The following is a 14,926-nucleotide window of genomic DNA, read 5'->3' on the forward strand; positions in this document are numbered from 1 at the left end:
ACCTGATGGTGTGGTGTTAACTGTCGGGACTGACAGAGAGCGTTTCCCCGACTTCGGCTGCGACGGCACAACGCCGTACCGGTTCGCCCGCCCCGCCCGGAAAGGCCGTCCTCGATGCGAGTGTCCGCACCGCTGTCGTCCGGTCAGCAGCGCCTTTGGACCGTCTCCCAGCTGGACGGGGCCGGCCCGGCCTACAACGAGACCATGGCCTTCGCCCTGCGGGGTCCCCTCGACCGCGAGGCTCTGCGACGGGCCTTCGACGCCCTCGCCGATCGCCACGAGGCCCTGCGCACCCGGATCGTCGTCGAGGACGGCCGGCCCGCGCAGATCGTCGAACCCGCCGGTCACGGCTTTCCCTGCACCGTCACCGATGTCGCCGGACGGCCGGGCGAAGCGGCCGAACTGCGGCGCACCGACCCGTTCGAGCCGTTCGACCTGACGCGGGCCCCGCTGGCCCGGGCCCGGCTGCTGGCCGCCGGCGACGAGGACCACGTCCTGCTGATCACCGTCCACCACGTCGTCTTCGACGGCCGGTCCCGCACCTTGCTGCTGCGCGAGCTGGGCATCCTCTACGCCGCTCAAGTGAGCGGCGTAGCGGCCGACCTGCCGCCCGCGCGGCCCTACCGCGAGCACTCCCGGGCCCAGCAGGACTGGCTGGCCGGCCCCGGCCCGGCCCCGCACGAGGCCTACTGGCAGGACCGGCTCGACGGCGTGCCGCCGGTGCTGGAGCTGCCCGCCGACCGGCCGCGCCCGGCCCGGCAGGACCACCGCGGCGCCCGGGTGCCGGTCTCCCTCGGACCGGACCTCACCGCCCGCCTGAAGGTCGTCGCCCGCGAGCACGGCGTCACGCTCTACTCGACCGTCCTGACCTGCTGGTTCATCTTGCTCTCCCGGCTTTCCGCGCAGTCTGACATCGTTGTCGGCGTCCCCACCGCCAACCGCGGCGCCGGCGGCGAACACCCCGACACGATCGGGTTCTTCGTCAACACCCTCGCCGTGCGCGCCGAGCTGACGGGTGCCCGCACCGGCGCCGCTCTGCTCAAGCAGGTCCGCGCGGACCTGCGGGCCGCGATCGACCACGTCGAGCTGCCGTTCGAACGGGTCGTCGAGCTGGTGAACCCGCCGCGCAGCCCCGCGCACACCCCGCTGTTCCAGACGATGGTCGCCTGGGTGCCGACCCTGCACGACCTCCTGGAGCTGCCGGGCGTGACGGCCGAACCCCTCGACGTCGAGCACGCCCCCGCGAAGTTCGACCTCGCGCTCGGCCTGGCCGAGGAGGACGGCGACGTCGCCGGGCACCTCGACTACGCCGTCGCCCTCTTCGACCACGCCACCGCCGCGAGGTACGGCACGTACCTCGTCCGGCTGCTGGACCAGCTGGCCGCGCGACCGGACCTGGACATCGCGAGCTACGAACTCCTCGACGACGCCGAACGGCGCGAGATCCTCACCACCTGGAGCACCGGCCCGAGTCCGCGCCGGCGCCCCGGCGGCCTCGTCGACCGCTTCACCACCCACGCCGAAACGACCCCGGACGCCCCCGCGCTCGTTTGTGCCGGCCGGACCCTCACCTACGGCGAGCTGGACCGCCGCAGCACGAAGCTGGCGAACGCCCTGCGCGCCCGGGGAGCCGGGCCGGGCGAAGTCGTCGCCGTCCTCAGTGGACGGTCGGTGGAGCTGGTCGTCGCCGTCCTGGGCGTGCTGAAGACCGGCGCCGCCTACCTCCCGCTCGACCCGGCCCAGCCGGCCGCCCGGCGGGCGGCGATGGTCGAGGACGCGCGCCCCGCGCTGGTCCTGGGCGACGACGTCACGGCCCTCGAAGCCGAGGGCGCCGAGACCCGGGCACCGGTCACGACCGGCCCCGGGGAGACGGCCTACGTGATCTACACGTCGGGGTCGACCGGGCGCCCGAAGGGGGTCGCGGTGACCCACCACAGCGTCCTCGCCCTGTTCGACCAGTGGCTCGACCGCTTCGGCGCGACGCCGGGCGAGGCGACGTCGGCGTGGTCGAGCATCGGCTTCGACGCCTCGGTGCACGAACTGCTGCTCCCCCTGACCACGGGCGCCGTGCTGCACGTCGTGCCCGAAGACGTCCGGCCCGATCCCGCGGCGCTGATGGCGTGGCTGCGGGAACACCGGGTGGTGCAGGCGTTCCTGCCGCCGGCCTACGTTCGGTGGATCGACGAAGACCTCAGCCGGGTGGCAGGGCTCGCGCTGCGGCAGGTCCTCACCGGCGTCGAACCGCTGACCGGCGCCGCGCTCGCCCGGTTCGCCGCGGCCCTGCCCGGCCTGCGGATCTGCTTCGGCTACGGGCCGACCGAGGCCACGCTCTACGCCACCGCGCACTTCGACCCGAAGCCCCTGGACCGCCCGGCCCCGATCGGGCGGCCCCTGCCCGGGTCACGGCTGTACCTCCTCGACGAGCGGCTGCGCCCGGTGCCGCCGGGCGTGGTGGGCGAGGTCTTCCTGGCCGGCGACTGCCTCGCGCGTGGCTACCTGCACCGCCCGGGGCTGACCGCCGAGCGGTTCGTGGCGGACCCGTTCGTGTCCGGCGAACGGATGTACCGCACCGGAGACCTGGCCCGGTGGCTGCCCGACGGCGAAGCCGAGTACGCCGGCCGCCGCGACGACCAGATCAAGCTGCGCGGGTTCCGCATCGAGCCCGGCGAGGTGACGGCCGCGCTGCTGGCCGTCCCCGGCGTCCGCGAGGCCGCCGTGCTGGTGGACCGCGAAGGCGAGCCCCGGCTCGTCGCCGGGGTCGCCGGCGGCGGCCGGACCCCGCACGAGTGGCGTGCGGCGCTCGCCGACCGGCTGCCGGACTACATGATCCCGTCCGTGTTCGCCGAGTTCGACCGCCTGCCGTTGAGCCGCAGCGGCAAGCTCGACCGCGACGCCGTCCTGGCGCACGCCCGCGCGAGCGCGCCCGCCGCGGTCAACACCGCCGCCCCGCGCGACCACGTCGAGCTCGCGCTCCTGCGGATCTGGCGGAACCTGTTGCTGCACCCCGCGATCGGCGTCTCGGACGACTTCTTCGACGTAGGCGGCACGTCGATCTCGGCGATCAAGCTGGCCCACACGATCGGCGCGGAGTTCGGCCGCGAGCTGCCGATCCGCGACGTCATCCTGCACCCGACCATCGAGGCGCAGGCCGCGCTCCTGCGCGCGGACAGCCCACCCGGCGGCGGCAGCCTGATCGAGTTCCGCCGCGGCACCGGCGGGGCCCGCGTCGTCTGCGTGCACCCGGCCGGCGGGACCGCGTTCTGCTACCTGCCGCTCAGCGCCGCGCTGCCCGAAGACGCCGGTGTCCTCGGGATCCAGTCCCCCGGGCTCAACGCCGGTGAAGAGCCGCTGCCGAGCGTCGAGGCGATGGCCGAGGAGTACCTGCGGCTCGTCGAGCCGCATCCCGGCGAAACCCTGGTCCTTTGTGGACTTTCCTACGGCGGTCTGGTCGCCTACGAGATGGGCCGCCGGCTGGCCGAGCACCACCCGCGCGTCAGCGTCGTGCTGCTCGACACCACCGCCACCGACGACCCGGCCGCGAAGGCGGCGATCGAACCGGTGCCCGCGGCGGAGTTCCGCGAGAAGCTGGTCCGCTTCAACGGGATGTACCCGGGGATCGAAGACGCCCAGATCGAGCGCTACCACCGCACGTACAACCACAACCGGCTGACCGCGCGCGAGCACGACCCCGGCGAGACGGCGGCGCGCGTGGTGTTCGTGCAGGCCGTCGGTGAGGACACGATCCCGGGCTCCGCGGAGTTCTGGCGCCGCCGCGTCCGCGGCGAGTTCGAAGTGGTCCCGGCCGATTGCGGGCACTGGGACATGCTCGAAAGCGACGCGCTGCCGCTGGTCGCCAAGGTCGTCACGGCCGAGCTGGCGGCCCGATGACCTCGATCGCCCGCCGCGTCCACGACCGGGCGCTGCGGCACCCGGACGCCGTCGCCGTGTCCGACGGCGCCCGCCGGCTCACCTACGCCGAGCTGGACGCGGGCGCCGCGGCCGTCGCGGAATCCCTGTCGCGCAAGGGAATCCGGCCGGGTGACGCGGTCGCCGTCGGCCTGCCGCGCTCGGCGGAGCTCATCCAGGTCATGCTGGGCGTGCTGCGCCTCGGCGGCCAGGTCGTGCCGCTGGACCGGCAGAGCCCGCCCGCGCGCCGCGACGTCATCCTCGCCGACGCGGACGCGGCCGCCGTCGTCCACGACGGGCTGCCGGGCCTGCCCCCGCTGACCCCGGCCGAGCTCCTGGCCGGAACCGCCGAGGCCGGGGTGCCCGCCGAGCCCGCGCCGGCGTCGTTCCTCTTCTACACCTCCGGCACGACCGGCCGGCCCAAGGGCGTCGAGGTCCGTGACGCCGGGGTTCTCCGGCTCGCCGAACCCGGCTGGCTCGACCTCGGCACGCGGTTCGCCTGCCTGGCCAACCCCGCGTTCGACGCCATCAGCTTCGAAGTGTGGGTGCCGCTGCTGACCGGCGGCACGTGCGTCGTGCTCGACGACGACACCGTGCGGGATCCGCGGGCGTTCGCCGACGCGCTGGTGCGCGAGCGCGTCGACACGATGTTCGTGACCGCGACGCTGTTCAACGCGGTCGCGGAGACCGTGCCGGACAGCTTCTCGACCGTGCGCCGGGTCGTCATCGGCGGCGAGCAGCTCAACGCCCCGCTGATCCGCCGCTGGTACCGGGCCAACCCGGATTCGCCGACGCGGCTGCAGAACGGCTACGGCCCGACCGAGACGACGACGTTCGCGCTCAGCTACGCCATCCCGCGGGGCTTCGACGGCGACGTGGTGCCGATCGGCCGCCCGCTGCCCGGCACGGGCGCGGTCGCGGTGACCGCGGACGAGCGCGTGGCCGCCGAAGGCGAGCTGGCGGAGCTGTACATCTCGGGAGCCGGGGTCGCGCTCGGCTACCGCGGCCTGCCCGCGGAGACCGGGCAGCGGTTCGTCCGGCTGCCGTGGTTCGACGAGGGCCGCGCGCGGTTCTACCGCACCGGCGACCTCGTCCGCGTGCTGCCGGGCGGGCGCTTCGTCTACGCCGGGCGCACCGACCGGCAGGTGAAGGTCCGCGGGTTCCGGATCGAGCCGGGCGAGCTGGAGCAGCGGCTCCTCGCGCACCCGGAGATCCGGCAGGCGCACGTGGCGGTGCGCCGCGCGGCCACCGCCGAGCTGCTCGCCTTCCTCGTGACCGGTGACCTTTCCTACGAGGCCTTCGAAGCTCATTTGAGCGCGACCGTGCCCGCCTACATGCGTCCGCACCTCGTCTTCCGCATCGAGGAGCTGCCCCGCAACGCCAACGGGAAGGTCGACGAAACCGCGCTGCTGGCGGGTGGCTTCCCGCCGTGGCGGCCGGACACCGGCGGGGACGCGACACCGTGGGAGCGCGAAGTCCTGGACGTCGTGTCGGACGTCCTCGGCATTCCGGATCTCCGCCCCGGCGACACGTGGCTGCGGTCCGGCGGCGACTCGCTCAAGGCGTTGCGGCTGCGGTTCGCGATCCGGGAACGCCGAGGTGTCGACCTCGCGCCTTCGGTCGTGCAGCGCGGCACCTTCGCCGACCTCGCCGCCGCCGTCTCGGCCGCGGGACAGGCGGCGTACCCGGAGCCGGGCGCACCGACGTCCGCGACGACGGCGCCGGCCACCAGCGAGCAGCAACGGCTTTGGCTTCTGCAGCAACGCAATCCCGCGTCCACGGCGTACCACGTGCCGCTCGCCTTCCGCGTCACCGGCGCCCCCGACGTCGACGCTCTGCGTCGGAACGTGCGTGGTCTGGTGGAGCGGCATCCGGCGCTGCGCACCGCGTTCGAAGCGACTCCCGATGGCCTGCGGCAGGTGGCGAAGGCGCCGTACGACCCGTGGACCGAACCTTCGGACGACTTCTTCACCGCGCCGTTCGATCTCGCGTCGGGCGCGCTCATGCGTGCGGCCTGGCGGCCCGATGGCACGTTCCTGCTGTGCCTGCACCACATCGCGGTCGACGGCTGGTCGTTGAACGTCCTCTTCCGCGAGCTGTCCGGCGCCTCGCCGCGGTCCGGCGCGCACACGCCGTTCGACTTCGCCGCGTGGCAGTCCCGGTGGTTCGCCTCCCCCGGCTACCGCGCCCAGCTGACCGCCCGGTCCGACGATGCCGAACCGGCCGGCAACGCGTCGCTCGCGGGCCGGCTGCGGACCACCACGATCGGGCGCGAGCGCGTCGACGAGTGGGCCGGCGAGCTGGGCCTGACTCGCTTCCAGCTCCTGCTCGGCGTGTTCGCCTGGAGCCTCTACGCGGTGACCGGGCGGACCCGGCCCCGGATCGCCGCACCGGTCGCCAACCGGCCGGTGCGGGAGTTCGAGGACGGCGTCGGGATGTTCGCCAACACCGTCCGGCTGCCGCTGGCGGTGGATCCGGACGAGGATCTGGACACCCAGCTCCGCCGGCTCGGCGACGCGTCGGGCGCGGCGCTGGACCACCAGGACGTCGCGTTCGCCGACCTCGACCCCGGGTACGCGGCCTTCGACTACCTGTTCGTCTTGGAGAACACCGACTTCGCAGCGCTGCGGCTGCCCGGCTGCACGGTCAGTCCGCAGTGGATCGAAGCGGCCGAGGCCAAGTGCGCGCTCACGCTGTCGGTCGTGGAACGGCCCGACGGCTTCGACTGCCTCTGGGAGTACGGCGAAGGCCACTTCACCGAAGCCGAGGCAGCGGCCCTCGGCGACGTCTTCGCCCGCGCCCTGGACGGCCCCGCGCGGACCCCGGCCGAGCTGGCCGAACCCTACCGCCGCGACCACGGCCGGGGCGCTGAGGCGGCGTTGACGTGGGAAACCGTGGCGGAAGGCTTCGCGCGTCAGGTCGCGCGCACACCCGACGCCCCGGCGCTGACCGGCGACACGACCCTGACCTACGCCGAACTGGACGCGCACGCGGCCCGCCTCGCCGCCACCCTGCCCGGCGACGCGACCGACATCGCGCTGTACTTCCGGCCGTCCGCCGAGCACGTCGTCGCGCTCCTCGCCCTCGCGCGGGTGAACATCACCGCGGTGCCCTTGGATCCCGCGTACCCGCCCGCGTTGCTGAGCGCCATGCTCGGCCGGGTCCGGCCGCGCTGCGTCCTGCTCGCGCCGGGGGAAGCTTTCGACACGGACATCGAACGGCGGTACGTCACGCTCACCGGCGGACCGGTGCCCGACGTCCCGGCCCGGCACACCGGACGGCCGCTCTACACGCTGTTCACCTCCGGCTCGACCGGCGTGCCCAAGGGCGTGCGCGTCCCGGACCGCACGCTGGCCAACCTGCTGCAGTGGCAGGACGCGCCGCCGGCGTCGACCCAGCAGTTCTCGATGCTGTCGTTCGACGTGTCGTTCCAGGAGATCTTCACGACCCTCTGCGGCGGCGGCCGGCTGCACCTGGTCCGGCCGGAGTGGCGGCACGACGTCCCGGCGCTGCTGGCACAGCTGGAAAGCGCGGAAATCGAACGGATCTTCCTGCCCTACGTGGCTTTGCAGCTACTGGCCGAGCACGGCGTCCGGCTCGGGCAGTACCCCTCGCGGCTGCGGGACGTGATCACCGCCGGCGAGCAGCTGGTCTGCACGCCGGCGATCCGCCGGTGGTTCGCCGGGCTGCCCGGCGCGCGCCTGCACAACCACTACGGCCCGACCGAGACCCACGTCGTCAGCGCGCTGACCCTCGACGGCGATCCCGCGGACTGGCCCGACCGGCCCGCCATCGGGCGCCCGGTGGCGAACGCGGTCCTGCGCGTCGCCGACGCCGCGGGCGCGCCGCTGCCGCCGGGGCAGGTCGGCGAGCTGCTCATCGGCGGTCTCGCGGCGATCCGCTGCTACCTCGGCGAAGCGGCTCCGGAGAAGTTCGCCGAGCTGCCGGAGCTGTACTACCGCAGCGGCGACCTCGCGCACTTCGACCGCGCCGGGCTGCTGCACTTCGACGGCCGGGCCGACCGGCAGGTCAAGCTGAGCGGGCACCGCCTCGAACTCGGGCAGGTCGAAGCCGCGCTGCTGCGGCACCCCGACGTCGTCAACGCGGTCGTCGCGGCCGAAGGCGACCGGCTGACCGCGTTCCTGGAATGCCGCCGGACGCCGACCGCCGCCGAGCTGGGCGAGCACCTCGTGCCGCTGCTGCCGCCGCACGCGCGGGTCGACCGCTTCCGCGTCGTGGCCGCGCTGCCGCGCACGCCCAGCGGGAAGCTCGACCGGGACGCCGTCTCCTTCGCGCCCGGGGACGACCTCCACCGGACGGCCGCGGCTCCCTCGAGCGAGCTGGCGGCGCTGTTCGAGGAGGTGACCGGCGCGCCGATCGGTCCCGACGAGACGTTCTTCGCCGCCGGCGCCACCAGCCTCTCGCTGATGCGGTTCCACCTGCGCTGCGCGGAAGCGGGCTACCGGTTCACCGTGGCGGACCTCTTCGAGCACGTCACGCTCCGGGACCTGACGCGGCACCTCGAAAGCACCGGTCCGGCGCCGGCTCGTGCCGGGGACTCCGGCGCGGCCGACGAGCCGGTCGCGGTCGTCGGCATGGCGGTCCGGCTGCCCGGCGCGCCGGACCTGGCGGCGTTCTGGGACCTGGTCGTCGCCGGCCGGCGGGGCATCGAGGAGTTCGCGGCCGAGGAGGGGCTCGTCGGCGCGCGCAGCCTCCTGGACGAGCCGTTGGCGTTCGACCCGGAGCACTTCGGGATCAGCCACCGCGACGCGGCGCTGATGGACCCCCAGCAGCGGCAGTTGCTGATGGCCTGCGTCGAAGCGCTGGCCCACGCCGGCATCCCCGGGACCGAGCGGATCGGGCTCATCGCGGGGTGCGGTGAAAACACGTACTTCCAGCAGATGCTGCGCGAAGGCGACCCGGCCGCGCTGCCGGACGGCTTCCAGCTCGCGCTGCACCACGAGAAGGACTTCCTGGCCACGAAGGTCGCGTACCACCTCGACCTCCGTGGTCCCGCGCTGACGACCCAGACGGCGTGTTCGAGTTCGCTGGTCGCCGTCCACCAGGCCGCCGGGATGCTGCGCGGCGGCGAGGCGGAGGTGATGCTGGCGGGCGGCGTGCTCGTCGACGTCACCCTGGCCGAGGGCTACCGGTACCGGCCGCAGCACATCTTTTCGCCGGACGGGCACTGCCGCCCGTTCAGCGACGACGCGGACGGCACGGTCGGCGCGAGCGGCGTCGGCGTGGTGGTGCTGAAGCCGCTTTCGGCGGCTCGCCGCGACGGCGACACGGTGTACTCGGTGATCACGGGCTCGGCGCTGACCAACGACGGCGCGGTGAAGCAGGGTTACAGCGCCCCGTCCCCGGCCGGGCAGCGCGCGGCCGTCCAAGCCGCGCTCCGGCGGGCCGGGCGTTCCGGCGCCGACGTCGGGTACGTGGAGACGCACGGAACCGGGACCCGCCTCGGCGACCCGATCGAGGTCGCGGCCCTGCGCGAGGCGATGCCCGAGTCGACGGGCTGCGCGTTGTCGTCGGTGAAGAGCCAGCTCGGCCACCTCGGCGCGGCGGCGGGGGTGGTGGGCCTGATCCGCGCGACCCTTTCGCTGCACCACGGCGTGCTCCCGCCGACGGTCGATTTCCGTGCGCCGAACCCGGCTTTGGACCTGGGGCCGTTCCGGGTGCCGACGCGGGCGGAGCCGTGGCCCGCGGGGCCGCGGGTGGCCGGGGTGAGCAGCTTCGGCATCGGCGGGACGAACGCCCACGTGGTACTGGAGTCGGTCCGGCCGTCTTCGCCGCCGCGTCCTGATGTTGTGCGATGCCTGGTGCTTTCGGCGCGCAGCGCGTCGGCCCTGCGCCTCGAGGCGGCTCGGGTGGCGGAGTACTTGACGGCGCACCCGGAGTCCTATGTGGACGTACTCCGGCACCTGCAGTCGGGCCGCCCGTCGCAGCCATGGCGCCTGGCGGCGGCCTGCGACGACGCGGCCGCAGCAGTCGAGTGGCTGCGCACAGCCGAGCCTGCGCTCGACACTCCCGCCACCTCCCTGCCAAGCGCCACGCTCCCTCCCCCCGAGCCGGCCGCCGAGCGCGCTTTCGGCACCCCCGCTCCCGCGGCGCCTTCGGAGAGCGCGAGGGTCGTGGCAGACCGCTCGACCGCGGCCGGTCCGCCACCGGCGTCACAGCAGGCCGCCCCCAGGCCCGCACTTTCACGTGAAAGTGCCGCCCTCGCACCCGCACTTTCACGTGAAAGTGCCGCTCCCGCGGAACTGGCTGCTGCCTGGGTTGCCGGAACTCCCGTCGACTGGAGTCAGTCCCCCGCGCCCGCGCCGTGGGACTTTCCGCCGCCCGCCTTTGCCACCCGCGAGTTCGACTTTCCGCGCCGGGCCGCCGTCACGCGGCTGCCCGAAGCCGAGTGGCTGCACCAGCCCACCTGGGTCCGGCTCCGCCGGGCGACCACCGCCGCCGCAACCGATCGCGTCCTCGTCATCTGCGGTGAGGGCCCGCTCAGCGCGCCCGCCCTCGACGCCGTCTACCCGCGCGTCATACGGGTCCACGCCGCCGGCCACTTCGCTCGCCTCGGTCCCGACACCTTCGAAGCCGATCCGGCCGACACCGCCCAGCTGCGTCAGGTGCTGGATACCCTGCCAGGCAAGGAAATCGACTGGCTGCACACCCTCCCCCTCGGCATCACGGGCCCCGTCGGCGAAAGCTCCCTGAACCATGCCCGCTGGGCCTGCGTGGACACCCCCGCGGCCCTGCTGCGGGCCGCCCACGACCGTCCACTGAGGACATGGTGGGTGTCTGCCGGGGCCGCGCCCGCGAACACCGCCGTCACGCGCCCCGAAGCCGGGCTGCTCGCCGGGATCACCGCCGTCGGCCCGCAGGAAAGCGGCGTGCCCGGCCACTGGGTCGACCTGCCCGGACCCGGCCTCGACCAGCTGGCCGACCTCCTCACCGGTCCGCCCCCACCGGACCGCGTCGCGCTCAGGGCCGGTTTCTGGTGGACGCAGGACAGCACGCCGGTCACCACCGGCGAACCCTTCCACGCCAACGGAACTCACCTCGTCCTCGGCGGCACCGGCGGCATCGGGACCGCCGTCGCCGAAGAGCTGCTCGTCCGCACCACCGGCCGGGTCGTCCTGCTGGCGCGCGAACCGTACCTCCCCGAGTCGCTCAAGCCGTGGGCCGACCGCGTCGACCTGCTGGCCGCGGACCTCACGAAGAACACCGCCGACGAGGTCGACGCCGCGATCGGCACGCCCCTGGCCGGGATCGTGCACGCGGCCGGGGTCCCCGACGGCGGTCTCATCGCCACCCGCGGCGAAGGCACGCAGTCCGCCAAGCTCGCCGGTGCCCTCCTCACCGAGCGGCTCGTCGAACGCCACCGGCCCGCGTTCGCCGTCTACTGCTCGTCGCTGTCCGCGCAGTTCGGCGGAACCGGCCAGCTGGACTACGCCGCCGCCAACGGGTTCCTCGACGCGCTCGCCCACCGCGACGGCCCGACCGCCCGGCTCTCGATCGGCTGGGACGTCTGGCGCGACACCGGGATGGCCGTCACCGCGCTGGAAACCGACGCCCGGCACCAGGCCCACCTGGCCGTCGGCCTGAGCACGGACGAAGGCCGCCGCACCTTCGCCCGCGCGCTGGGAACCGGGTTGCCGCAGCTCCTGGTCGCGACGACCGGCCTCGAGACCGCCCGCGGGTTCCACGAACGCGACATCACGCCCACCACGGCACCACCGGCCGAAGCGGACCTGACCGAGGAGGTGCGTGCCCTGCTGGGTGTCGCCGAACTCGACCCGGACGTGCCCCTCTACGACCTCGGTGCCGACTCCTTGACGCTGCTGGACGTCGTCGAGTCGGTGAAACGCCTCTACGGCGTCGACCTCGACCTCGCGTGGCTCGGCCCGGAAGTGACGATGGCCGCGTTGCTGGCGAAGCTCTCCGAGGCGGCCGACACCGGCGAAGTAGTGGTGCAGGTCTGGCGCGAAGGGACCACGCGTGAAGCCGTGTGCCTGGTGCACCCGGTCGGCGGGGACGTCCACGCCTACCGCCCGCTCGTCGCGGCCCTGCCGCCGGAGCTCGGCGTCTGCGTGATCGCCGACCCGGCGCTGAGCCGGCCGGAACCACCCGGCTGGCCGGTGGCGGACCGGGCCCGCCGGTACTACGCGGCGCTGCGAAAGCAGCTGCCCGGCCGCACCTGGCAGCTCGCCGGGTGGTCGTTCGGTGCCTGGGTGGCGGCCGGCATGGCCGCCGAAGCCGAGACGGCCGGTCAGCCGGTGCGGGCCCTGCACCTCATCGACCCGCCGCCGCCCGGCGCGAGCGCCGCGGACTACAGCGACGCGCAGCTGGAAACGGTGTTCGAGCGCGAGCTGGGCGCCTCCGACGGCGTCGCGGGCGAGCACGCCCGGCGGCTCGCGCGCGCGTGCCGGGCCAACCTGCGCAGCATGACCGGGCACGAGCTGCCGCGCCTGGCCGCGACGCCCAGCCACGTCTGGCTCGCCGCCGATCCCGAACCCGGGTTGCCGGTGGCGGATCGCGGCGGCTGGCGGACTCTGCTGCCCGAGCCGAGCCGCTGGCACGAACTGCCCGCCACCCACTACGGCATCGTGCGCGCCCCGCACGCCACCGCGGTGGCCGCGGCCATCACCGGCCCGTGAGACCCACGGAGGAAAGGAAACCATGGAGCAGTACGAACTCGACGCGGTCAAGCGGATCACGACGCGGCCCGCGCGCGACTACCGGACGCTGGCGGTGCGGGGCCTGACCCCGGTCATCGGCGCCGAGGTCACCGGCCTCGACCTGGCCCGCGAGCTCACCGAGGAGCAGCTCACCGAGCTGAAGACGGCGTTCCTGGACCACCACGTGCTGGTGTTCCGCGACCAGGACATCACGCCGGACGACCACCAGCGCCTGGCCGCGCACTTCGGCGAGCTGCGTCCGGTGAACCCGCCGCCCGAGCACGGCAACCCGTACATCCTCGAGGTCGCGACCGCCCCGGAGGCGGCCACCGTGTTCGGCAACGGCTGGCACGCGGACGGCACCGCCGACGCCGAGCCGTCGCTGGGCTCGATGCTCCACATCACGCGGATGCCCGAGCCGGGCAGCGGCGGCGACACGCTCTTCGCGAACATGCACCTCGCGTACGACATGCTGTCGCCGAAGCTCAAGGAACTGCTGGCCGGGCTGACCGCGATCCACGACGGCGCGCACGCTTTCCGCGGCCACAAGATCCCGGAGGGCTACGAGCCGCCGGTCAGCGAGCACCCGGTCGTCGTGCGGCACCCGGAGACCGACCGCCCGCTGCTGTACGTCAACCCGGCGTACACCTCGCACATCCCGCAGCTGTCGGGCGACGAGAGCCGCGCGGTGCTCGACCTGCTGTTCTCGGTCGTGCCGAACCGGCCGATGCTGGCCTGCCGGGTGCGCTGGGAGCCGAACACGCTGGTGTTCTGGGACAACCGCTGCGTCCAGCACCACGCGACGTACGACTACTACCCGTACACCCGTTTCGGCAACCGCGTCGCCATCAACGGCGGCCCGCTCAAAGGCTGACAGGGAGCTCCATGTCGTCCGAACCCGTGGTGGACGTCCGCGATCCGGCCGTCCTCGACGACCCGATGCGCGGCTACGACCGCGTGCTCGCCGAGTCACCGGTCTGCTGGGCCCGGCTGCCCGACGGCGGCGAGGGCTGGCTGGTCACCGGCAGCGCCGAAGTCCGCGCCGTGCTGTCGGATCCGGCCGTGCGCAACGATCCTGCCGGCCTGCCGGGGCAGGGCGCGCAGTCGCAGGAGGAGGCGTTCCTCGCGCTGGGCACGCCGCCGGAGCACCTGCCCTACCTGCGGGCGAGCCTGCTCAGCCTGGACGGGGCCGAGCACGCCCGGCTGCGCCGCAGCATCAGCCACGCCTTCAGCGCGTCGAGGGTCGCCGCGTTGCGGCCCCGGGTGCAGGAGATCGTCGACGGCCTGCTCGACGACCTCGGCGCGGCGGCGGGGACCGTGAACCTGATCGACGAGTTCGCGTACCCCCTGGCCATGGCCGTGGTGTGCGAGCTCGTCGGCGTACCGGAAGCGGACTGGGCGGACTGGTGGCGCTGGGGCAAGGTGCTCGTGGAGGGCGACCCGGCGCGGATCACGCCGACGCTGAGTGAGATGTTCGCCTACTGCCACGCGCTGGTCGACCGGCGCCGGGCCGAGCCGGCCGGCGACCTGCTGAGCGAGGTCGTCGCCCAGGACGACCTGACCGACGTCGACGCGGTGGCGCTCGTGGTGTTCCTGGTGCTCGCCGGGCACGAGACGATGGCGCACATGCTGTCGAACGCGGCGCTGGCGCTGATGCGCGACCCCGCCCAGCGGGAGCTGCTGCGCACGGAGCCCGAGCTGTGGCCGGCGGCGGTGCGGGAGCTGGTCCGCACGGACGGCCCGGTCCAGCTGGCCCGGCTCCGGTACGCCGCAACCGACCTGGAGGTGGGCGGGGTGAAGATCCGCGCGGGCGACCCGGTCCAGGCGGTGCTGGGCGCGGCCAACCGCGACCCGGCCCAGTTCGCCCACCCCCACAACGCCGACGTCCGCTGGCAAGCCGAACACGGCGGCCGCGAAGGCAGCGTCGGATTCGGCTGGGGGCCGCACTTCTGCCTGGGGGTGGCGCTGGCGAAGGTGGAGGCGGAGGTCGCGCTGCGCGGCTTGTTCGACCGCTTCCCCACGGTGCGGCCGGTGCGGGAACCGGCTTGGGTACCGCTGCCGCGGGGCCGCCACCGGGTCGCGCTGGAGGTCCACCTCCGCTGAGCCACGGGCGGCGGGCGGCCTCCCTGCGTCGTGCCGCCGCAAGCATCTTGGCCACCACCGCCGGGGCGCCGGAGGGTCCGGCCAGACCCGGCGCTTTCGACCCGCTCTGGCCGGCCCCAAGCGCCCCAATGTGGCATTGGGTGCGTCTGACGCACCCAATGTGGCGGGGGGGGGGGGGGGGCGGCCCGCACGCCCGCACTCGCGGCGGCGCCCCCGCCGCCCCCCCCCCCCCCCGCTCC

At 74.2% G+C, this 14,926-nt stretch carries 4 protein-coding genes; all 4 read left to right on the forward strand.

Annotated elements, in window-relative coordinates; translation table 11 throughout:
- Window positions 1-114: 114 nt before the first annotated feature.
- From AB0M83_RS39370 to AB0M83_RS39385, 4 genes are read left to right on the forward strand one after another with little or no spacing between them, the layout of a single operon-like run.
- The gene (locus AB0M83_RS39370; protein ID WP_364525374.1) at window positions 115-3,888 is read left to right on the forward strand and encodes an amino acid adenylation domain-containing protein; all 3,774 of its coding nucleotides are present in this window, start codon (window positions 115-117) and stop codon (window positions 3,886-3,888) included.
- Window positions 3,885-12,563 (forward strand): amino acid adenylation domain-containing protein, encoded by an 8,679-nt coding sequence (locus AB0M83_RS39375; protein WP_364525376.1) that lies wholly within the window; start codon window positions 3,885-3,887, stop codon window positions 12,561-12,563. Before AB0M83_RS39370 ends, AB0M83_RS39375 begins: the two co-directional genes overlap by 4 nt.
- A 22-nt stretch (window positions 12,564-12,585) precedes the next feature.
- Window positions 12,586-13,458 carry a TauD/TfdA family dioxygenase gene (locus tag AB0M83_RS39380; RefSeq protein WP_364525378.1) on the forward strand — a complete coding sequence of 291 codons (873 nt, stop codon included), beginning with the start codon at window positions 12,586-12,588 and terminating at the stop codon, window positions 13,456-13,458.
- An 11-nt stretch (window positions 13,459-13,469) separates the two neighbouring features.
- Entirely contained in the window at window positions 13,470-14,687 is a 1,218-nt protein-coding gene (locus tag AB0M83_RS39385; protein WP_364525380.1) for a cytochrome P450, read from the forward strand.
- Window positions 14,688-14,926 lie beyond the last annotated feature (239 nt).

This window comes from Amycolatopsis sp. NPDC051106, assembly GCF_040682775.1.
In the GTDB taxonomy this organism is placed as follows: Bacteria; Actinomycetota; Actinomycetes; order Mycobacteriales; family Pseudonocardiaceae; genus Amycolatopsis.

What these genes read in the sequence shown, in the direction of transcription:
- AB0M83_RS39380 (WP_364525378.1), top strand. Translation starts at nt 12,586, where the DNA reads ATGGAGCAGTACGAACTCGACGCGGTCAAGCGGATCACGACGCGGCCC.
- AB0M83_RS39385 (WP_364525380.1), top strand. Translation starts at nt 13,470, where the DNA reads ATGTCGTCCGAACCCGTGGTGGACGTCCGCGATCCGGCCGTCCTCGAC.
- AB0M83_RS39370 (WP_364525374.1), top strand. Translation starts at nt 115, where the DNA reads ATGCGAGTGTCCGCACCGCTGTCGTCCGGTCAGCAGCGCCTTTGGACC.
- AB0M83_RS39375 (WP_364525376.1), top strand. Translation starts at nt 3,885, where the DNA reads ATGACCTCGATCGCCCGCCGCGTCCACGACCGGGCGCTGCGGCACCCG.